Genomic DNA, 20,079 nt, shown 5'->3' with positions numbered 1-20,079 from the left:
TCGGCAGGGCCGCGTCGCCGGCTGTCCACAGGCCGGCGCTCCGCCGGCCTGCTCTTCGCCGGCCGGCTCAGCGCTGCGGCGGGGTGTCCTCGCCGGTGTCGTCGCCGAGGTCCTCGGCCGGCGCGTCCGGTGCGGGCGCCTCGCCCTCCGCGCGCTCCGCGTCGTCGAGCAGCTCCTGCAGCGCGAGGTCCATCTCGTCGAGCTCGCCGGCACCCTGCAGCCGCGCGATGACGCGCGAGGGGTCGTCGATGTCGGCCCCGTCGGGCATGAGGTCGGGCTGGTCCCAGAGCGAGTCGCGCACCTCGGCGCCCACGGCATCCGTCACCGTGCGCCAGAACGCGGCCGCCTCGCGCAGCCGGCGCGGCCGGATCTCGAGGCCGACGAGCGTGCCGAACGCCTTCTCGGCGGGGCCGCCCGTCGCGCGCCGCCGGCGCACCATCTCGGCGATCGACTCGCGCTTGGGGAGCCTGGCGGTCGCCGTCTCGGTGACCGCATCGACCCAGCCCTCGATGAGGGCGATCGTCGTCTCGAGGCGCGCGAGCGTCTCGACCTGCTCGGGCGTCTTCGGGGGGATGAGCGCTCCGCTCTTCAGCGCCTCGCGCAGCTCGTCGGGGTTCGTCGGGTCGAACGACTCCGCGAGCTCCTCGAGCCGGTCGACGTCGATGCGGATGCCCTCGGCGTACTCGCGCACGGACGAGAGCACGTGCAGGCGCAGCCAGCGCGCGTGGTGGAAGAGCCGGGCGTGCGCGAGCTCGCGCGCCGACATCCAGATGCGCACCTGGTCCTCGGGGATCTCGAGCCCCTCTGCCACCGCGCGCAGGTTGACCGGCAGCAGCGCCGCGGTGCCCTCGAGCAGCGGGAAGCCGAAGTCGCCGCCCGCGACGGTCTCGCCGGCGAGCTGGCCCACCACGTTGCCGAGCTGCATCGCGAACATCGTGCCGCCGACGTTGCGGAGGATCCGCTCGGCGCCCGCGAGCATCTCCTGCGCCTCCTCGGGCGCGTGCTCCTGCATCGCGGCCGTGAGCGCGTCGGAGATGCTGTTCGCGACCGGCTCGCTCATCTCCTGCCACACGGGGATGGTCGCGTCGACCCACTGCTGCCGCGAGAGCAGCTGCAGCTCGGTCGCGGCGGCGCCGATGTCGGTCGTCTCGCTCAGCCACAGCGCCGCGAGCTCGGCCGCCTGCCGCACCGCGTCGCGCTCGGCGCTCGACACCGAGCCCGGGTCGCGCTGCACGACGGCCGCGGCCTGGCGGCGGGACGCCTCCCAGTCGATGCCGTCCTCGGTGCGGGCGAGCGCCGCCTGCAGCTGCGCCATCAGGGCCTGCAGCTGCGCGGGATCGGAGGGCATGCCGGCAGCGCCTGCCAGTCGGGCGGGATCGATCGGCCCATCGCCCGACAGGAACTTCTGCAGCATCTCGCGCAGCTCGTCCTCAGGGCGTCGATCGTCGGAGTCCTCAGGCATGCGACTACGCTAGCCGCAGCATGTCGCAACCCGCGGGGAATCCGCCCATCCCGTCCTCCGCCGTCCGCGAACACCCGGTGCAGCACCGGTTCCCGGACGTGCGGCCCCGCCGTGTGCGCCGGGCCGGATGGGTCGGGCTGGGCATCGCGGCGGTCGCGTCGCTCGCGCTCGCCTTCCTGCCGTCGCCCTACGTGGTCGAGACGCCCGGCCCCACCTTCGACACCCTCGGCGCCACCGACGCCGGCCCGCTCATCACGATCGACGGCGCCGAGACGTACCCGACCGAGGGGGAGCTCCGGCTGCTGACCGTGTCGCTGCTCGGCAACCCGCAGCGGCCGCTCACCTGGATCGACGTCGCCGAGGCATACCTCGACCCGTCCGACTCGATCATCCCGATGGCCGCGGCCTTCCCGCCCCAGGTGTCGGTGGAGGAGTCGAACGAGGCGGGCCGCATCGAGATGCAGAACTCGCAGTCCGCGGCCGTCGCGGCCGCGCTGCTGCACGAGGGCCTCGAGGTCGAGAGCGACGTGCGCATCGCCGGCGTCATCCCCGGCTCGCCCGCCGAGGGCCTGCTCGAGGAGGGCGACCGCATCCTGCGCGTCAACGGCGAGGCGGCGTACGACGTCTTCTCGATCCGCGCGTCCATCGCGGCCGTCGACGGCCCGACGACGCTCGAGATCCAGCGCGGCGACGAGGCGCTCACCGTCGAGGTGACGCCGGTCGTCGAGGACGGGCAGAAGATCGTCGGCATCTACCCGTCGAACGAGTTCACGTTCCCGTTCGAGGTCGACATCCAGCTGCCGAACGTCGGCGGACCGAGCGCCGGCATGATGTTCGCGCTCGGGGTCGTCGACGAGCTGACCCCCGGTGCGATGACCGCCGGCACGCGCTGGGCCGGCACCGGCACGATCGCCGCGCTCGGCGACGTCGGGCCGATCGGCGGCATCGTGCAGAAGATGCACGGCGCGGTCGACGCCGGCGCGACGCACTTCCTCGCGCCGGTCGAGAACTGCGGCGAGGTCGTCGGGCACGTGCCCGAGGGGCTCACGGTCTTCGCGGTCGACACGCTCGACGACGCGATGGCGGCGATCGACGCGGTGGCCATGAACGAGGACACGTCGGCGCTCCCGACGTGCGAGGCTGCGCCCGCGCCGTAGCGCGGTCTGCTCATAGGCGGGGCGGATACCATGAGCGGCACCGCCCGCCCCGCACCTTGGAGCTGAACGACGTGTCTTCCAACGCCGAACGACCGACCCCAGCGACCGTCAGGCGGCAGCGTCCATCGCCGCTGCTCATCACGATCCTGATCGTCGCCGCCATCATCGGGGCGTTCGTGCTCTTCTCGGGGTTCTACGCCGATGTGCTGTGGTTCGACCAGCTCGGCTTCGTGCAGGTGCTGCAGACGCGCTGGCTGTCGATGGCCGTGATGTTCCTCATCGGCTTCCTCGGCATGGCGGTGCCGCTCGCGCTCAGCGTGCAGATCGCCTTCCGCTCGCGCCCCGTCTACGCGCAGCTCAACTCGCAGCTCGACCGCTACCAGGAGCTCGTCGAGCCGCTGCGCCAGGTCGGCATGTGGGCCGCGCCGGTCGTGCTCGGCCTCTTCGCCGGCATCGCGTCCGCCACGCAGTGGGAGACGGCGCAGCTGTGGCTGCACCGCACGCCGTTCGGCGAGGCCGACCCGCAGTTCGGCTTCGACATCAGCTTCTACGTCTTCGAGCTGCCGCTCTACCAGCAGATCGTCGGCTTCGCGCTCGCGGTGCTCTTCATCAGCGGCGTCGCGACGCTCGCGACCGCGTACCTCTACGGCGCCATCCGCGTGACGGGCCGCGAGTTCCGCATCTCGCGCTCCGCGCGCATCCAGCTCGCGATCATCGTCGCGCTCTACATGCTCGCGCTCGGCGTCTCGATCTGGCTCGGCCAGTACGCCGCGCTCGCCATGACGTCGCAGGGCTTCCTCGCGACCGGCGCCGGCTACACCGAGGTGAACGCGACCATCCCGGGCGCGCAGATCCTCGCGGGCATCGCGGGCCTCGTCGCCATCTTCTTCATCATCACCGCGGTGATCGGCCGCTGGCGCATCGCGATCGTCGGCACCGCGCTGCTCATCGCCGCCTCGCTCGTCGTGGGCGTCGCCTACCCGGCGATCGTGCAGCGGTTCCAGGTCGACCCGAGCGCGCGCACGCTCGAGGAGCCGTTCATCCAGCGCAACATCGACGCCACCCGCGCCGCGTGGGGCATCGATGGGATGGTCGAGAGCGAGTCGGATGCGCGCACGGACGCCGAGCCCGGCGCGCTGCGCGCCGACGCCGAGACGACCGCGAACATCCGCATCATCGACCCGGCGCTCGTCACCGACGCGTTCGCGAACCTGCAGGAGTACCGCCAGTACTACGGCTTCGCCGAGCAGCTCGACGTCGACCGCTACGAGGTCGACGGGCAGACGCAGGACACCGTGATCGCGGTGCGCGAGCTCGACCTCTCGGGGCTCGAGGAGGACAGCTGGTACAACCGGCACATCGTCTACACGCACGGCTACGGCGTCGTCGCGGCGTACGGCAACCAGCGCGGGCCCGAGGGCCAGCCGGTCTTCCTGCAGCAGGGCATCCCGACCGAGGGCGCGCTCGGCGAGTACCAGCCGCGCGTCTACTTCGGCGAGTCGACGCCGGACTACTCGATCGTCGGCGGCGCCGAGGGCTCCGCGCCGCTCGAGCTCGACTACCCGCGGTCGGCCGAGGAGGGCAGCGGCAACGCCAACACCACCTTCTCGGAGGACGGCGGCCCCAAGCTCGACTCGTTCATCAACCGCCTGGTCTACGCGCTGAAGTTCCAGTCGGAGCAGATCATCCTGTCCGACGCCGTCACCGCCGACTCGCAGATCCTCTACGACCGCGACCCGCGCGACCGCGTCGCCGCCGTCGCGCCGTACCTGACGCTCGACAGCGACCCCTACCCGGCGGTCGTCGACCAGCGGCTCGTCTGGATCGTGGACGGCATGACGACGACCTCGATGTACCCGTACTCGTCGCACCGCTCGATCGCGCAGACGATCGCCGACGTGACGAACGCGAACCCCGAGCTCACCGCCGGCGACATCGTGAACTACATGCGCAACTCGGTGAAGGCCGTCGTGGACGCGTACGACGGGTCCGTGACGCTCTACGCGTGGGACCCCGAGGACCCGATCCTGCAGGCGTGGATGCAGATCTACCCCGGCACGGTGCAGCCGATGAGCGCGATGTCGGGCGAGCTCATGAGCCACGTGCGCTACCCGGCCGACATGTTCAAGCTGCAGCGCAACGTGCTCGGCGACTACCACGTCACGAACCCCGCGACCTTCTTCTCGGGCGACGACCAGTGGGCGACGCCCTCCGACCCGACGTGGTCGAACGCGCAGGTCACCGCGCCGCCGCAGCCGCCGTACTACCTGACGATGTCGGTGGACGGGCAGGACCCCGCGTTCACGCTCTACTCCACCTTCATCCCGCGCGACGGCCGCGAGGTGCTCTACGGCTACCTGTCGGTGAACGCGGACGCCGGCAGCACGCCGGGGCAGGTGAGCGAGGACTACGGCAGGCTCACGCTGCAGTCGCTGCCCAAGGAGGGATCGATCCCCGGCCCCGGCCAGGTGCAGAACAACTTCGACACCGACGCCGAGGTCTCGCAGGTGCTCAACATCCTGCAGCAGGGCTCCACCGAGGTGCTGAACGGCAACCTGCTGACCCTCCCGGTCGGCGGCGGCCTGCTCTACGTGCAGCCGGTCTACCTGCAGTCCACGGGCGCGACCTCGTTCCCGGTGCTGCGGAAGATCCTGGTCGCGTTCGGCGACGACATCGCGTTCGAGGACACCCTCGACGAGGCGCTCGACTCGCTCTTCGGCGGCGACTCCGGTGCCGACGCGGGTGACTCCGGCGTCGACCCCGTGCCGACCGAGCCTGGGCAGGAGGGCGAGCAGCCCGCGCCCGAGACGGATCTGCAGACGCAGCTCGACGCGGCCATCGCGCAGGCGGGCACGGCGCTCCAGGAGCGCCAGGCCGCCTACGCCGAGAACGACCTCGTCGCGGCCGCGGAGGCCGACGAGCGGCTCACCACGGCGCTCGCGGAGGCCATCCGGCTCTCGGCCCAGATTGAGGGCGAGGCAGCACCCGAGGAGGCTCCGGCGGAGACGCCGGCGCCGGAGGAGACCACCGCGCCGTAAGCATCCGGTGGGGCCGATTTGCCCTGCTGCCGAGTCCCTGGTAACGTCTCTTCTTGTGCCGCGGGGTGGAGCAGCTCGGTAGCTCGCCGGGCTCATAACCCGGAGGTCGCAGGTTCAAATCCTGTCCCCGCAACAAGAAGTCCGCGAACTGCGGCACACGAAGAGGCCCCCGCGAGGGGGCCTCTTCTGCGTCGTGGCGCGGGCGATTAGCCTCGCCGCATGGGCTTCGCGGTCTCAGCCGAGTCGTACGACCGGTTCATGGGCAGGTTCTCGGTGCCGCTCGCCGCGGTCTTCGCCGACTTCTCGGGAGTCGCGACCGGCGCCGCGCCCGCGGTGCTGGACGTCGGCAGCGGCCCCGGCGCGCTCACCGACGAGCTGCTCGCGCGCGGCGCGACCGCGACGGCGATCGACCCCTCGCCGAGCTTCGTGGCGGCAGCGCGCGCGAGGCACCCGTCGGTCGAGGTCGTCGAGGGCGTCGCCGAGGCGCTGCCGTTCGCCGACGCGAGGTTCGACGCCGCCCTCGCGCAGCTCGTCGTGCACTTCATGCGCGACCCCGTGCAGGGGCTGGCCGAGATGGCGCGCGTCACGCGCCCGGGCGGCACGGTCGCAGCGTGCGTCTGGGACCACGCGACCGGCCCGCTCGGCGCCTTCTGGGCGGCTGTCGCCTCGCTGCACGACGGGCCGGGGGAGCCGCCCTCGGAGGCGCGGCGGCCGGGCGCGCACCGCGGCGAGCTCGCGGAGCTCCTGGAGGCGGCGGGGCTGCAGGGCGTGCGGGAGGAGCCGATCGCGGTGACGGTCGCCTTCCCCGACGTCGCGTCGTGGTGGCAGCCGTTCGAGCTCGGCGTCGGGCCCGCGGGCGACCACGTGGCGGGCCTCGACGCGGCCGCGCGCGAGCGGCTGCGCGATCGCTGCGGCGAGCTGTTGCCCGAGCCGCCGTTCGAGGTGCGCGCGGTCGCCTGGGCGGCCAGGGGCACGCGCGCCTGACGCGGCGCGCGTGCCGCGCGGGCTACTCGAAGAGCCCGCCGATGCCGCCGCCGCTGCTGCTGCCGCCGTTCGAGCCCGAGACCTGCTGCCGGCCCTCGCTCGGCTGCACCACGACGAAGCCGGGGCCGTGGAACGCGAGCTGGAAGGCCTCGCCCGTGCCGCCGCGCAGCAGCGAGCGCATGTTCATGCTGTTCACGACGCTCGGCTGCAGGTTCGACGACCAGCAGACCGCGGCGTTCGGGTCGACGAACGTCGGCTGGCGGGAGCAGTCGAGCAGCATCGGCTGCCCCTCGCACGAGACGCCGACGGTGCCGGCGCCGCCGAGCTCCAGGTTGAACAGGCCGCCGGCCATGATGTTGCCGCTGCGCAGCATCTTGATGTCCCACTGCAGGTTCGCGTCGAAGGCGAGCAGGTTCTTGCCGCTCACCGACAGGCCCTCGTTCTCGAGCAGCACGGTGAAGACGTTCGCGGCGTCGCGGGCGAGGAAGACCTCGCCCTGCCCGCGCATCCGCATGAGCGGTGCGCCCTCACCCGTGACGAGCTTCTTCAGCATGCGCGCGGCGCCGGCACCCTCGTGCTGGAACTCGATCTGGCCCTGGTAGGCGACCATCGCGCCCTTCGCGGCCAGCACGTCGCCGCCGTTGGCGACGTTCGTGCGCAGCATGTAGCTGGACTGCTTCACCCACCGCTCGGTCGACTGGGTCTCCTGATTCGCCTCTGCGAACAGCTCGGATCTCATGCGTCCCCCTCCAGGGCCTGCTCGAGCCTGACGACCTTGCCGTCGAGCTCACCCGTCCATCCGGGCCGGATGTCCGCCTTCAGGACGAGGGATGCGCGCGGGCTGAGCGCCAGGACGGCGTCGGTCGCGCGGCGCACGACGTCGAACACCGCATCCCACTCGCCCTCGATCGTCGTGAACATCGCGTCGGTGCGGTGCGGCAGCCCGCTCTCGCGGACCACGCGCACGGCCGCGGCGACCGCGTCGTGCACCGAGCCGTCGGGGCCGGCGGTGCCGGGTGCAACGGAGAATGCGACGAGCATCCTGCTCCCTTCGTCGGTGCGATCTTGGCATCCGCATGCTGGAAGCGCCCGCGGCTCGCCACGGCTCCCGACAGCCCGCGCACGGCCGCCGCCGTAGGCTCGGAGCATGGACGAGCGAGACGGAGTGCTGACGGCCGCGGCCGTGCAGTGGGCGCCGGGCGAGGACGTGGACGCGAACCGGGATGCCGCTGCCGCTTGGATCGATGCGGCCGCCGCGCGCGGCGCTCGCCTCATCGTGCTGCCCGAGTACTCGCAGCACTGCTCGAGCGACCTCGCCGCCACCGCGCCCTCGGCCGCCGAGGAGCTCGACGGACCGTTCGTCGCGATGCTGACGGACCGCGCGGCCGCCCACGACGCGCTCGTCGTCGCCGGCCTGCTCGAGCGCCGGGGCGGCGGCGTCTCGAACACCGTCGTCGCCGTCGACGCGACCGGGGTGCGCGTCGCCTACCGCAAGGTGCACCTCTACGACGCGTTCGGGTCGAGCGAGTCCGACTGGCTGACGGCCGGCGACCCCGGACAGGTGCCGGTCATCGAGGCGCTCGGCACCAGCATCGGCATCCAGACCTGCTACGACCTGCGCTTCCCGGAGGCGACGCGGCGGCTCGTGGACGCGGGCGCCGACGTCGTCGTCGTGCCCGCCGAGTGGGTGCGCGGACCGCAGAAGGAGCGGCACTGGACGACGCTCGTCACGGCCCGCGCGATCGAGTCGACGGTGCACGTCGTGGCCGCCGACCAGGCGCCGCCGCTCGGCGTGGGCTGCTCGCTCATCGTCGACCCCATGGGCGTGGCGCTCGCCGCGCTCGGCGACGGGGAGGGCCTGGCCGTCGCGCCGATCGACGCGGAGGTCACCGCGGCGACGCGCGTGCGCAACCCGTCGCTCGCGAACCGGCGCTACCGCATCGCCTGAGGGCGGCGGCGCGCGGTGCGCGGCGGGCGCTGCGCAGCGCGCTCAGCGCGGCGGGCTCAGGGCACCGGCTGCAGCACCGCGCTCTTGAGCCCCGCGAGCCGCGAGGCCGCCTCGTGCAGCGTGTCGTCGGACTTGCAGAACGCGAACCGCATCGTCGAGCGCAGGTCGCGCCGCGACGGCCGCGCGAGCGCGAGCAGCGGCACGCCGACGACCCCGACGAGCTCCGGCATGCGCCGGGCGAGCGCCGTCGCGTCGTCGATGCCGAGCGGCGCGGCGTCGGCGAGCAGGAAGTAGCCGGCCATCGCGTCGTGCACCGTGAAGCCGGCCTTCCGCAGCCCGCGCGCGAGGATGTCGCGCTTGCGGGCGAAGGTCTGCTGGATGGTGTCGAAGTGCTCGTCGGCGAGCCGCAGGCCGACGGCGACCGCGGGCTGGAACGGCGCGCCGTTCACGAACGTCAGGTACTGCTTGACGGCGCTGATCTGGGCGATGCGCTCCGGCGTCGACATGATCCAGCCGACCTTCCAGCCGGTGACGGAGAAGGTCTTGCCGGCCGACGAGATCGACACGAGCCGGTCGCGCGCCGCGTCGATCGTGGCGATCGGCACGTGCCGCTCGTCGTAGACGAGGTGCTCGTAGACCTCGTCGGTGACGATGATCGCGTCGCGGCGCTCGGCGACGCGCACGATGTGCCGCATCGACGCCTCGTCGAAGACGGTGCCGGTCGGGTTGTGCGGCGAGTTCACGATGATCATGCGCGTGCGAGGCGTCGCCGCGCGCTGCAGCCGGTCGGGGTCGGGCTGGAAGTCGGGTGCGGCGAGCGGCACGGGCACGAGCACGGCGCCGGCGAGCGCGGCGACCGCGGCGTACGCGTCGTAGTACGGCTCGAAGACGATCACCTCGTCGCCCGGGGAGAGGTAGGCGAGCATCGTCGCCGCGAGCGCCTCGGTCGCACCGGCGGTGACGAGCACGTCGCCGCGGCCGAGCCCGATGCCGTAGAAGCGCCGCTGGTGCTCGACGACCGCGTCGATGAGCTCCTGGCTGCCCCGACCGGGGCCGTACTGGTTCCTGCCGTGGTCGATCGCGTGCTTCGCCGCGTCGAGCACGGCCCGCGGACCGTCCTCGTCGGGGAAGCCCTGCCCGAGGTTGAGGGCGCCGGTCTTCGACGCGAGGGCGGTCATCTCGGCGAAGATCGTCGGCGCGAGCCGGCCGTCCGTGCCGAGCAGTCCTGCGCCCGCTGCGGTCCGCTGCCAGGGTGCCTGCTCCATGCTCCGAACGCTACTCGCTCCCGCCTCCCTTCCGACGCTCGACATCGGGATCGCATGGGAACCGCATGGATTCGGGTGCCACGCTCGAGCACATGACGAACCCGTACGATCGCGTGCCGAACCCCGCTGGCCCGCAGCAGCAGCCGCAGCAGCCCGCTCCCACCTCGGCCCCCGACGGCCAGCGCTGGCATGGCTGGCAGCAGCCCTCCTCGCCGTCCGCCCAGGGCGGCCCGCATGCCCAGGGCGGCCCGTACGCCCACGGCGCGCCGCCGGTCCCCGGCGCCGAGCACCCGACGCTCGCCTACGCGCCGATGGGCGAGCAGCCGGCGCTCGCCGCTGCCGCGCCGCGCGCATCCCGGCGCACCGGCCTCGTCGTGACGTCGCTCGTCGCTGCAGCGCTGCTCGGCGGCGCGGCCGGCTTCGGCGGCGGCGCGCTCGCGCTCAGCCAGCAGCAGCCGCAGACGCAGTCCGCGCCGGGCGCCGGCGCGACCGGCGAGACGGTCTCCGACCCCTCGACGATCGCCGACGTCGCCGCGGCGGCCGGACCCTCCGTCGTGACCGTGCAGGCCTCGTCGAGCTCCGGCTCGGGCGAGGGCTCGGGCGTCGCCATCGCGGCCGGCGGCTACATCGTCACGAACAACCACGTCGTCACCCTCGACGGGCAGGCCGCCGACGCGACCATCACGGTCGAGACGAGCGACGGACGGCTGCTCGCCGCCGAGATCGTCGGCACCGACCCGATCGTCGACCTCGCGGTCATCAAGGTCGACGCCGAGCTGCCGGTCATCACGTTCGCCGCGAGCGACGACGTGCGCGTCGGCGACACGGCGATCGCCATCGGCGCGCCGCTCGGCCTCTCGAACTCCGTGACCGACGGCATCGTCTCGGCGGTGGACCGCGGCCTGCGCATCGCCTCGAGCGCCGCGCCGAGCGAGGAGGACCAGTCGCAGCAGCAGCCCTTCGGCTTCTGGCAGCCCGACGGCACCCAGGCGGCCGCGGAGGACATCTCCATCCCGGTCGTGCAGACGGATGCGTCCATCAACCCGGGCAACTCCGGCGGCGCGCTGCTGAACGCGGCGGGCCAGCTCGTCGGCGTCAACGTGGCGATCGCGAGCATGGGCTCGGAGACCTCGTCCGGTTCGATCGGCATCGGCTTCGCGATCGAGTCGAGCCTCGTGCAGCGCGTGGTCGACGAGATCATCGCCGACGGCACCGCGAGCCACGGCCTGCTCGGCGCGTCGGTGAGCGACGTGACGGATGCCTCCGTCGGCACCGTGGGCGCGCTCATCCGAGAGACGGTCGAGGGCGGCGCGGCCGCTGCCGCGGGCCTGCAGGCGGGCGACGTCGTGACCGCGATCGACGGGCAGCCGGTGACCGGCGCGACCGATGCGACCGCGCAGGTGCGCGCCCACGCCGGCGGCGAGACCGTGACCGTCACCTACCTCCGCGACGGCGACGAGGCCGAGGCCGAGGTGACGCTGAGCGAGCTCGGCTAGCCGCGACCCCCGTCGGTCCCCGCGCCGTCGGTCCCGCGAGGGGCCGGCGGCGCGCTGTCCTCGAGCGGCAGGTCCTCGTCGACCGGCGGCACGTCGGCGCGCCGCTGCCGCAGCCGCCGCAGCCCGCCGCCGAGGCCCTCGCGCTCGATCGCGCGCGCCTCGCTGATCCGCTCGCCGAGGCTCGGCCGCACCTCGCGCACGACCGGGGCGAGGCTCGGGTCGAAGGCGACCGGCGGGGGACCGAAGGCCTCGCGCGCCGCCTGCACGATCTGACGGCCGAGGATGTGGTTGCCCACGCCGCCGACGACGGCGCCGATCCCGAAGGGCAGCGCGCGGCCCAGCATCGATGCGCCGGTGTTGCGCGCCATGCGCTTGAGGAACGCGCGCCGCAGGAAGTCCACGACCTGGCCCATCATGCCGGTCGGCATGCGGGACGTGACGAGCTCCCCCCAGAACGCGCTGCCGGCCGCGCCGCGACCGAGCGACTGCTCGGCGACGCGCTTCACGAGCGCCTTGCCGCCGGAGCCGAGCATGAGGCCCATCACGAGGGCCTTCGCGCGCTCCGGGTCCTCGACGTGGATGCCGTGCACCTCGGTGACCGCCTGCGCGAAGAAGGCGCTCGCCTCGAGGAAGCCGACGGTCTCGGCGACGGTCAGCCCGAGCGCCGCGGCGGTGCCGATGCCGGGGGCGACCGCGGTCGCGCCGACCGCCGCGCCGCCGCTCGTGACGGCGGCGAGGTACTGCTTCTCGAGCCGCTCGATCACCTGCGCGGGCGAGAGCTCCGGGTGCTTGCGGCGGAGCGAGCGCAGGTGGTTGACCACGAGCGGCCGCTGCACGCCGAGGATGCGGTCGAGCGTGCCGACGAGCCAGCCGAGGTCGTCGTCGCGTTCGATCTCCTGCATGGTTCCCCCTCATCCGGTGCCGGACGTGCATCCGGCGCAGACGAGAAGCATGCCGCCACGAGCCGGGAGCAGGCTGAGCGTGCGATGCCGGGTCGTGGGATGATGGAGGCATGACGCAGCTGCCCGCACCCGACACCGCAGGCCCCGGCTCGATCGGCGCCGGCGGGAGCACCGACGTGCTCGACCGCGAGCTCGAGAAGCTCCTCAACGAGGAGTCGGTGGAGGACGGCGACCACGACCGGTTCTCGCACTACGTCAAGAAGGAGAAGATCCTGCAGTCCGCGCTCTCGGGCAAGCCCGTGCGCGCGCTGTGCGGCAAGAAGTGGACCCCGGGGCGCGACCCGGAGAAGTTCCCGATCTGCCCCGCCTGCAAGGAGATCTACGAGAAGCTCCGCCAGGAGTAGGCCGTCCTCAGCGGAAGACGGTCGGGATGACCGGCTCGCCGCGCGCGAGGCGGTGCGCCTCGTTCGGCAGCTCCGCGACGGCGGCGTCGTGGCGCTCGCGAGCGGCGGCGACGCCCTGCCGGCCGAGCCAGCGGTCGTCGATCTCGCCGCCCTGCACGAGCGGCACCTGCAGCGCGCGGCCGCCGGCGGCCGCCGCGTCGAGCGTGGGCCGGTGGTCGGTGACGAGCACGGTCTCCTCGACCGCGACGCCCTGCTCGAGCGTGCGCACCGCGACCTTCTCGCCCGGCTTCGACGCCTTGTCCTCGGAGTGCTTCGCGACGCCGACCCAGGCGCCGTCGTCGCCCTGGCGCGCGACGAGCTTGTAGACCATGCCGGCCGCGGGCGCGCCCGAGCCGGTGACGAGGCTCGTGCCGACGCCGTAGGCATCCACCGGGCTCGCCTGCAGCGCCGCGATCGCGTACTCGTCGAGGTCGCTCGTGACGGTGATGCGCGTGCCGGTGGCGCCGAGCGAGTCGAGCAGCGCCCGCGCCTCGGTGGCGACCTCGTCGAGGTCACCGGAGTCGAGGCGGATGCCGCCGAGGCCGGTGCCGGCGACCTCGATGGCCGTGCGGATGCCCTGCTCGATGTCGTAGGTGTCGACGAGCAGCGTCGTGCCCACCCCGAGCGCGTCGATCTGCGCCTGGAAGGCGGCCGCCTCGGAGTCGTGCAGCAGCGTGAAGGAGTGCGCGGCGGTGCCCATCGTCGGGATGCCCCAGCGCGCGCCGGCCGCGAGGTTGGAGGTGGCGCCGAAGCCGGCGATGTAGGCGGCGCGGGCGGCGGCGATCGCCGCCTCCTCGTTCGCGCGGCGTGAGCCCATCTCGGCGACCGGACGGCCCTTCGCCGCGCGCGTCATGCGGGTGGCGGCGTTCGCGACCGCCGAGTCGTAGTTGAGCACCGAGAGCGCGAGCGTCTCGAGGACGACCGCCTCGGCGAACGAGCCCTCGACGACGAGGATGGGGGAGCCCGGGAAGTACAGCTCGCCCTCCGCGTAGCCGCGGATGTCGCCCGAGAACCGGTAGTCGGCGAGCCAGTCGAGCAGCTCGTTCGAGACGATGTGCTCGTCGCGCAGGAAGCGCAGCTCGTCGTCGCCGAAGCGGAAGTCGGCGAGCAGCTCGAGGAAGCGGCCCGTGCCGGCAACGACGCCGTAGCGGCGGGCGCCCGGGAGCCGGCGCGCGAACACCTCGAAGACGGAGGGCCGGAACGCCGTGCCGGCGCGCAGCGCGGCGTCGATCATCGTCAGCTCGTAGCGGTCGGTCATGAGCGCGGTGTCGGTCACGGCGCAAGCCTATGACGCGCCCCCGCTCGGGGCGGGTAGCGTGGCTCGGTGCCCGCATCCTCCCGACCCCTGCCCGATGGCGTCGAGCTGCGCCCGCCGACCCCGGCCGACGCGCCCGCGTGGGCGCTGTTCCTCGTCGAGGAGCAGCTGCGCACCTATGCCGGGCTCCTGCCGGACGCCTTCCACGAGGACGGCCTCGCGCAGGCCGACATCCAGGGGCTCGCGGACGCCTTCGCCGCGCCCGGCGATGCCCAGCGGCGCATCGCGTGGCTCGGCGACCGCATCGTCGGCGTCGCGGCCGCGGAGCCCGCCCCGGCGGCGTGGGAGGTCGAGCTCGGCTTCGTGCCCGCGCCGGCTGCGCGCGAGCTCGGGCGCCTCTACGTGCACGCCGACCTGCATGGCACCGGGCTCGGCGGCGTGCTCTTCGACGAGGTCGTCGACGAGCGGCCGCACTACCTCTGGCTCATCGACGGGAACGCCCGCGCCGCTCGGTTCTACGAGCGGCGCGGGTTCCGTCATCTGGACGAGCGGGTGTCGACCGGCCCGACCTGGGGCCACATCAGCATGCACCGCATGCTGAAGGACTGACCCCGACGCGGCGTGCTCAGCCGAGCAGCCCCTGCTCCTCGAGCCACGCTGCCGCGATGTCGGCGGCCGGCGACTGGTCGACGGTGCTGCGGCGGTTGAGCTCGATGAGCTCGTCCGACGTGAGCGCCGCGCTGATCTCGTTGACGACCGCCTGCGCCTCCTCGTCGACGCGGTCGCTCGCGACCGGGACGACGTTCGACGACAGGAAGAGGCCCTCGGTGTCCTCGAGCACGACGAGGTCGTTCTCGGCGATCTCCGGCTGCGCGGTGTAGAGGATCGCGAGCTGGACGTCGCCGTCCTGCAGCGCGCGCACGGTGAGCGGGCCGCCGCCGTCCTCGATCGGCGTGAAGCCGACCTCGATGCCGTAGACGTCGGCGAGGCCCTGCGGCCCGTTCGGCCGCGTCTCGGCCTCGGAGTTCGCGCCCATGGTGAGCGGCACGTCGACGTTCGCGAGGTCGGCGACCGTCGTGAGGTCGTACTGCTCGGCGAACTCGCGCGTCACCACGTAGGAGTCCTGGTCGGTGGCGGGCGCCTGGTCGAGGATCGTGATGCCCTCGGGCGCGGCCTCGGTGAGCGCCGCGTAGACCTCGTCGCTCTCGCGCTCCTCCGGGGCGTCGGCCCAGACCTGCAGCAGCGGGCCGGTGTACTCCGGGAAGAGGTCGATCGAGCCGGACTCGATCTCGGGCAGGTAGACCTCGCGCTGCCCGATGCGCAGCTGGCGGTCGATCGTGTAGCCGGCGTCCTCGAGCCCCTGGGCGTAGAGCTCGGCGATGATCTCGTTGGAGTAGTAGTCCTGCGAGCCGACGACGAGCGTCGTGCTCTCGCTGCTGCCGCTCGGCGCGGTGCTGGGGCTCTCCTCGAGCGGGTCGGCGCTCGAGCAGCCGGCCAGGACGACACCGGCGGTGCCGAGCGCGGCGAGCGCGAGGCCCGCCCTGCGGATGGGAGTGGTCATGCGGAGTTCCTCTCTGATGCGCGTGCGCGCGCGGTGGTGCGTGGGGTGCCGAGTGGTTCGGCGCGGCGGGCCGCCGCGGATTGGGCGGCTTGGAACAGCAGCTCGACGACGAGTGCGAGCAGCGCGACGAGCAGCGAGCCGGCGAGCATGACGCCGTAGTCGCGGGTCTTCAGGCCGGAGAAGATGAGCCGGCCGAGGCCGGTGTCCGAGACGTACGCCGCGAGCGTCGCCGTCGAGATGACCTGCAGCGCCGCGGAGCGGAGCCCGCCGATGAGCACCGGGCTCGCGAGCGGCAGCTCGACGCCGGTGAGGATCTGCCGCTCGGTCATGCCGATCGCCCGCGCACCGCCGATCACGAGCCGGTCGACCGACTCGACGCCGGCGTACGCGCCTGCGAGCACGGGCGGCAGCGCGAGCACGACGAGGGCGAGGAACGGCGCCTCGAACCCGATGCCGAGCAGCAGCCCGAAGATCGTCAGCAGCCCGAGCGTGGGGATCGCGCGCGCGCCGCTCGTCAGCGCGATCACGAGCCCGCGGCCGCGGCCGGTGTGCCCGATGAGCACCCCGGCGGGGATGCCGATCGCCGCGGCGACGAGCAGCACCGCGCCCGAGAACGCGAGGTGCTCGAGGATCCGCAGGCCGATGCTGCCGTCCCCTGCCCAGTTGGCCGGATCGAGCAGGTAGGCCATCGCCTCCGCGAACAGGTTCACGCCGCCACCGCCCGTCGCCACGGCATCGCGAGCCTGCCCGCGAGCACGACGAGCGCGTCGAGCGCGAACGCGACGACGACCGTGAGCACGATGCCGGTGACGATCGACGCCTCGATGCCGCGCTGGAACCCGTCGGTGAAGAGCGTGCCGAGGCTCGACGCCCCGACCACGGCGCCGACCGTGACGAGGCTCACGGTCGAGACCACCACGACGCGCAGCGACGACAGCAGCACGGGGCCGGCGAGCGGCAGCTCGACGCGCCAGAAGCGCGCCCACGCGGAGTGGCCCATCGCATCGGCCGCGAGCATCGTCTCGCGGGGCACCGAGCCGAAGGCGTCGGCGGCGCCGCGCACGAGCAGCGCCACGCCGTAGAGCGTGAGCGCGACGACGATCGTGACGGGGGAGCGCACCGGCACCCCGATGATCGGCGCGACGATGATGAACAGCGGCAGCGACGGCACGGCGTACAGGAGCCCGGTGCCGGTGAGCAGCGGCGTGCGGGCGCGACGGTAGCGGGAGGCGATCCAGCCGAGCGGCACCGACACGAGGATCGCGAGCACGATCGGCACGATCGACAGCACGAGGTGGTCAACGAGCAGCGCGCCGACGATGTGGAGGTTCTGGCTGAGCCAGGTCATGGCGACGCCGCCCTCACCGCGCCAGCACGCCGGTCGGGCGGTCGTCGCCGTCGACCACGATGCTGCGGCCGTCGACCTCGCGGATGCGGAGCGTGCGGCGGGCGCTGCCCGCGCCCACGAAGCTCGCGACGAAGTCGTCCGCGGGGTTCGCGAGGATCTCGGCGGGCGTGCCGCGCTGGGCGATCTCGGCGCCCTTCCGCAGCACGAGCACCTCGTCGCCGAGCGCGAAGGCCTCGTCGATGTCGTGCGTGACGAAGACGATCGTCTTGCCGAGCTCGGCCTGCAGCGACCGCATCTCAGCCTGCAGCTGGTCGCGCACGATCGGGTCGACGGCGCCGAACGGCTCGTCCATGAGCAGGATGTTGGGATCGGCGGCGAGCGCACGGGCGACGCCGACGCGCTGCTGCTGCCCGCCGGAGAGCTGCCCGGGGTAGCGGTCGGCGAGCGCGGTGTCGAGGCCGACGCGCTCGAGCAGGCCGAGCGCATCCTGCCGAGCCTGCCTGCGGCTGCGGCCCTCGAGCACCGGCACGGTCGCGACGTTGTCGGCGATCGTGCGATGGGGGAGCAGGCCGCCAGCCTGCAGCACGTAGCCGATCGAGCGGCGCAGCTTCACGGCATCCATCGAACGCACGTCGACGCCGTCGATGCTGACGGTGCCGCCGGAGGGCTCGACCATGCGGTTGATCATGCGGAGCAGCGTCGTCTTGCCGCAGCCGGACGAGCCGACGAGCACCGCGACGGCATGCGAGGGGATCGTGAGGCTGAAGTCCTCGACCGCGACCGTGCCGCCGGGATACTCCTTGCGCACGGATGCGAACTCAATCACGCGGACTCCTGCCGTCGGGATGCAGACGATACCGCGCCCCGCTGACACGACGCTCCAGGCGGTGCGCGAGCCGCTCCGCGCGCCGCGGCTAGGCTGGCCGACGTGCAGCGCCCGATCGGAGTCTTCGACAGCGGCGTCGGCGGTCTCACCGTGGCGCGCGCGATCATCGACCAGCTGCCCGCCGAGTCGATCACCTACATCGGCGACACCGCGAACGGCCCCTACGGGCCGCGCGCGCAGGCCGAGGTGCGCCGCCTCGCGCTCGACGTGCTCGACACGCTCGTCGCCCAGGGCGTGAAGATGCTCGTCATCGCGTGCAACACCGCCTCGGCCGCGACCCTCGACATCGCGCGCGAGCGCTACGAGGAGGGCATGGGCATCCCGGTCGTCGAGGTCATCGACCCGGCCGTGCGCGCCGCCGTGCGGCAGAGCAGGTCGGGGCGGATCGGCGTGATCGGCACCGCCGGCACGATCGGCTCGGGCGCGTACCAGCGCGCGTTCGCCGAGGCAGGGGTGCCGCACGTGGCCGCGGGCGCCGCGCCGCGGTTCGTCGAGTTCGTCGAGTCCGGCGTCACGACCGGCGACGAGGTGCTCGCCGCCGCGCACGAGTACCTCGAGCCGCTGCTCGCGGAGCGCCCCGACACGCTCGTGCTCGGCTGCACCCACTACCCGCTGCTCGCCGGCGCGATCGGCTACGTCGCCGGCCCGGACGTGCGGCTCGTGTCGAGCGCCGAGGAGACGGCCGCCGACGTCTACCGCATCCTGAGCGACCGGCAGCTGCTCGCGCCGCCCGGCGCGATCCCGGCCTACGAGTTCGAGGCGACGACCGAGGCGCAGGAGCCCTTCCTGCGGCTCGCCCGCCGCTTCCTCGGGCCGGAGGTCACGCACGTCGAGTTCCACCAGACCGGGGTCATCCAGCTCCCCGGCCGCACCGACTGAAGGAGATCACCGTGGCTGACACAGGCACGCGCAAGGACGGCCGGCAGGCCGACGAGCTGCGGCAGGTCACGATCGAGCGCGGCTGGAGCGAGCAGGCGGAGGGCAGCGCCCTCATCTCGTTCGGCTCCACGCGCGTGCTCTGCACCGCATCCGTCATGCCCTCCGTGCCGCGATGGATGTCGGGCAAGGGCAAGGGCTGGGTGACGGCGGAGTACGCCATGCTGCCGCGCTCGACGAACGAGCGGATGGACCGCGAGAGCATCAAGGGCCGCGTCGGCGGGCGCACGCACGAGATCTCGCGGCTCATCGGCCGGTCGCTCCGCGCCGCGGTCGACATGCGGGCGCTCGGCGAGCTCTCGATCGCCGTCGACTGCGACGTGCTGCAGGCCGACGGCGGCACCCGCACCGCGGCGATCACCGGCGCCTACGTCGCGCTCGCCGACGCGATCGCGTGGGCGCAGGCGAGCGGCCGCGTGCCGGCGAGCGCGAAGCCCATCATCGACTCCGTCGCCGCGATCTCGGTCGGCATCGTCGACGGCAGGCCGCTGCTCGACCTCGCCTACGTCGAGGACGTGCGGGCCGGCACCGACATGAACGTCGTCGCGACCGGCCGCGGCCTGCTCGTCGAGGTGCAGGGCACCGCCGAGGGCGCGCCCTTCGACCGCTCGGAGCTCGACGCGATGGTCGACCTCGCGCTCGCCGGCACGCAGCGGCTCACCGAGCTGCAGCGCGAGGCGCTCGCATGACCCCCGTCGACACCGGCTTCGGCGCCACCGGCGTCGAGGTGCGCGGCGGCGGCCTGCAGGTCGTCGTCGCCACGCGAAACCCGCACAAGATCGAGGAGCTGCAGCGCATCCTCTCGCCGCTGCTGCCGGGCGTCGAGCTGCTGCCCGACGACGGGCCCGAGCCCGTCGAGGACGGCGACACGTTCGAGGCGAACGCGCTCATCAAGGCGCGCGCCGCGCACGAGCGCACCGGCCTGCCGGCGCTCGCGGACGACTCCGGCATCGCGGTCGACGCGCTGGACGGCGCACCCGGCATCCACTCGGCGCGCTATGCCGGCACGCGCGAGGACCTCGACAACCTGCAGCTGCTGCTCGCGAACCTCGAGGGCCGCACGGATCGCGCCGCGAGCTTCGTCTGCGCGGCCGCGTGGGTCGACGCCGACGGCGAGCTCGTCGAGCGGGGCGTGTGGGCCGGCACGGTCGCGGATGCGCCGCGCGGCGAGGGCGGGTTCGGGTACGACCCGATCTTCCTGCCGCACGACGGCGACGGCCGCGCCGCCGCCGAGCTGAGCGCCGAGGAGAAGGACGCGCGGAGCCACCGCCGCATCGCCTTCGAGGCGCTCGCCGCGCGCATCGCCGGGCGCTGACCCCCGCCCGAGCGCGGGCTGCACCCGACGGCACCCTCGTGGACCCGAATCCGGATGATGGACCCCAGATCTCGGGTCCACCG

20 protein-coding genes and 1 tRNA gene are annotated in these 20,079 nt (G+C 73.3%); 11 read left to right on the top strand and 10 right to left on the bottom strand.

Annotated elements, in window-relative coordinates; all coding sequences use genetic code 11:
* Positions 1-67: 67 nt before the first annotated feature.
* Positions 68-1,462 (bottom strand): zinc-dependent metalloprotease, encoded by a 1,395-nt coding sequence (locus ACVWW9_RS00540; RefSeq protein WP_456513969.1) that lies wholly within the window; start codon positions 1,460-1,462, stop codon positions 68-70.
* A 20-nt stretch (positions 1,463-1,482) separates the two neighbouring features.
* Here ACVWW9_RS00540 and ACVWW9_RS00535 point away from each other — a divergent pair, with 20 nt between their 5' ends.
* The 4 genes from ACVWW9_RS00535 to ACVWW9_RS00520 all read left to right on the top strand — a co-directional run bounded on the left by ACVWW9_RS00535 (position 1,483) and on the right by ACVWW9_RS00520 (position 6,641).
* Positions 1,483-2,619, top strand: coding sequence for a YlbL family protein (locus tag ACVWW9_RS00535; protein WP_354259818.1), 1,137 nt, complete (start codon positions 1,483-1,485; stop codon positions 2,617-2,619).
* Positions 2,620-2,690: 71 nt separating this feature from the next.
* A complete protein-coding gene (locus ACVWW9_RS00530; RefSeq protein WP_456513968.1) occupies positions 2,691-5,657 on the top strand; it encodes a UPF0182 family membrane protein in 2,967 nt (988 codons plus the stop codon).
* A gap of 59 nt (positions 5,658-5,716) precedes the next feature.
* Positions 5,717-5,790, top strand: a tRNA-Met gene (locus ACVWW9_RS00525).
* Positions 5,791-5,876: 86 nt separating this feature from the next.
* Positions 5,877-6,641, top strand: coding sequence for a class I SAM-dependent methyltransferase (locus tag ACVWW9_RS00520; RefSeq protein ID WP_456513967.1), 765 nt, complete (start codon positions 5,877-5,879; stop codon positions 6,639-6,641).
* Between the two features lie 22 nt (positions 6,642-6,663).
* Here ACVWW9_RS00520 and ACVWW9_RS00515 read toward each other — a convergent pair whose 3' ends face one another.
* A complete protein-coding gene (locus ACVWW9_RS00515) occupies positions 6,664-7,380 on the bottom strand; it encodes an AIM24 family protein (protein WP_354259826.1) in 717 nt (238 codons plus the stop codon).
* The gene (locus ACVWW9_RS00510; RefSeq protein WP_123698305.1) at positions 7,377-7,682 is read right to left on the bottom strand and encodes a thiamine-binding protein; all 306 of its coding nucleotides are present in this window, start codon (positions 7,680-7,682) and stop codon (positions 7,377-7,379) included. Before ACVWW9_RS00510 ends, ACVWW9_RS00515 begins: the two co-directional genes overlap by 4 nt.
* A gap of 106 nt (positions 7,683-7,788) precedes the next feature.
* Between ACVWW9_RS00510 and ACVWW9_RS00505 the strand changes: the two genes are divergently transcribed.
* Positions 7,789-8,589, top strand: coding sequence for a nitrilase-related carbon-nitrogen hydrolase (locus ACVWW9_RS00505; RefSeq protein WP_456513966.1), 801 nt, complete (start codon positions 7,789-7,791; stop codon positions 8,587-8,589).
* A 56-nt stretch (positions 8,590-8,645) separates the two neighbouring features.
* Here the strand turns inward: ACVWW9_RS00505 and ACVWW9_RS00500 are convergent, their stop codons facing one another.
* Entirely contained in the window at positions 8,646-9,854 is a 1,209-nt protein-coding gene (locus tag ACVWW9_RS00500) for an aminotransferase class I/II-fold pyridoxal phosphate-dependent enzyme (protein ID WP_354259832.1), read from the bottom strand.
* A 92-nt stretch (positions 9,855-9,946) separates the two neighbouring features.
* Here ACVWW9_RS00500 and ACVWW9_RS00495 point away from each other — a divergent pair, with 92 nt between their 5' ends.
* Entirely contained in the window at positions 9,947-11,350 is a 1,404-nt protein-coding gene (locus ACVWW9_RS00495) for a S1C family serine protease (RefSeq protein WP_456513965.1), read from the top strand.
* On the opposite strand, the gene ACVWW9_RS00490 is transcribed toward ACVWW9_RS00495, so the two are convergent.
* Positions 11,347-12,252, bottom strand: coding sequence for a hypothetical protein (locus ACVWW9_RS00490; RefSeq protein ID WP_456513964.1), 906 nt, complete (start codon positions 12,250-12,252; stop codon positions 11,347-11,349). The genes ACVWW9_RS00495 and ACVWW9_RS00490 overlap by 4 nt on opposite strands.
* Before the next feature lie 110 nt (positions 12,253-12,362).
* On the opposite strand from ACVWW9_RS00490, the gene ACVWW9_RS00485 reads away from it, so the two are divergent.
* Positions 12,363-12,656: a DUF3039 domain-containing protein gene (locus ACVWW9_RS00485; protein WP_354259841.1), complete on the top strand. Its 294-nt coding sequence runs from the start codon at positions 12,363-12,365 to the stop codon at positions 12,654-12,656.
* A 7-nt stretch (positions 12,657-12,663) separates the two neighbouring features.
* Here ACVWW9_RS00485 and ACVWW9_RS00480 read toward each other — a convergent pair whose 3' ends face one another.
* The gene (locus ACVWW9_RS00480; protein WP_456515388.1) at positions 12,664-13,953 is read right to left on the bottom strand and encodes a nicotinate phosphoribosyltransferase; all 1,290 of its coding nucleotides are present in this window, start codon (positions 13,951-13,953) and stop codon (positions 12,664-12,666) included.
* 66 nt (positions 13,954-14,019) lie between these two features.
* Here ACVWW9_RS00480 and ACVWW9_RS00475 point away from each other — a divergent pair, with 66 nt between their 5' ends.
* Positions 14,020-14,559, top strand: coding sequence for a GNAT family N-acetyltransferase (locus ACVWW9_RS00475; protein ID WP_354259847.1), 540 nt, complete (start codon positions 14,020-14,022; stop codon positions 14,557-14,559).
* Between the two features lie 16 nt (positions 14,560-14,575).
* Here the strand turns inward: ACVWW9_RS00475 and ACVWW9_RS00470 are convergent, their stop codons facing one another.
* The 4 genes from ACVWW9_RS00470 to ACVWW9_RS00455 are packed head-to-tail and all read right to left on the bottom strand — an operon-like array spanning position 14,576 to position 17,685.
* Positions 14,576-15,511: an ABC transporter substrate-binding protein gene (locus ACVWW9_RS00470; RefSeq protein WP_456513963.1), complete on the bottom strand. Its 936-nt coding sequence runs from the start codon at positions 15,509-15,511 to the stop codon at positions 14,576-14,578.
* Positions 15,508-16,242, bottom strand: a complete 735-nt coding sequence (locus tag ACVWW9_RS00465) for an ABC transporter permease (protein WP_354259853.1) — start codon at positions 16,240-16,242, stop codon at positions 15,508-15,510. Before ACVWW9_RS00465 ends, ACVWW9_RS00470 begins: the two co-directional genes overlap by 4 nt.
* Entirely contained in the window at positions 16,218-16,859 is a 642-nt protein-coding gene (locus ACVWW9_RS00460; protein ID WP_456513962.1) for an ABC transporter permease, read from the bottom strand. The genes ACVWW9_RS00465 and ACVWW9_RS00460 overlap by 25 nt, the downstream gene beginning before the upstream one ends.
* 13 nt (positions 16,860-16,872) lie before the next feature.
* On the bottom strand, positions 16,873-17,685 hold the full coding sequence (locus ACVWW9_RS00455) for an ABC transporter ATP-binding protein (RefSeq protein WP_456513961.1): 813 nt from the start codon (positions 17,683-17,685) through the stop codon (positions 16,873-16,875).
* 102 nt (positions 17,686-17,787) lie between these two features.
* On the opposite strand from ACVWW9_RS00455, the gene murI reads away from it, so the two are divergent.
* Genes murI through rdgB form a run of 3 tightly spaced genes read left to right on the top strand, consistent with a single transcriptional unit; the run spans position 17,788 to position 19,996 of the window.
* Positions 17,788-18,624 (top strand): glutamate racemase, encoded by an 837-nt coding sequence (gene murI / locus ACVWW9_RS00450; protein WP_123698296.1) that lies wholly within the window; start codon positions 17,788-17,790, stop codon positions 18,622-18,624.
* A gap of 11 nt (positions 18,625-18,635) precedes the next feature.
* Complete coding sequence (gene rph, locus ACVWW9_RS00445) at positions 18,636-19,370, top strand: ribonuclease PH (protein ID WP_456513960.1); 735 nt, start codon at positions 18,636-18,638, stop codon at positions 19,368-19,370.
* Positions 19,367-19,996 carry an RdgB/HAM1 family non-canonical purine NTP pyrophosphatase gene (gene rdgB, locus ACVWW9_RS00440; protein ID WP_456513959.1) on the top strand — a complete coding sequence of 210 codons (630 nt, stop codon included), beginning with the start codon at positions 19,367-19,369 and terminating at the stop codon, positions 19,994-19,996. The genes rph and rdgB overlap by 4 nt, the downstream gene beginning before the upstream one ends.
* Positions 19,997-20,079 lie beyond the last annotated feature (83 nt).

Source organism: Agrococcus sp. UYP33 (assembly GCF_054060915.1).
The sequence above is the reverse complement of the archived record's forward strand: the minus strand, read 5'-3'. Positions and strand labels throughout refer to the sequence as shown.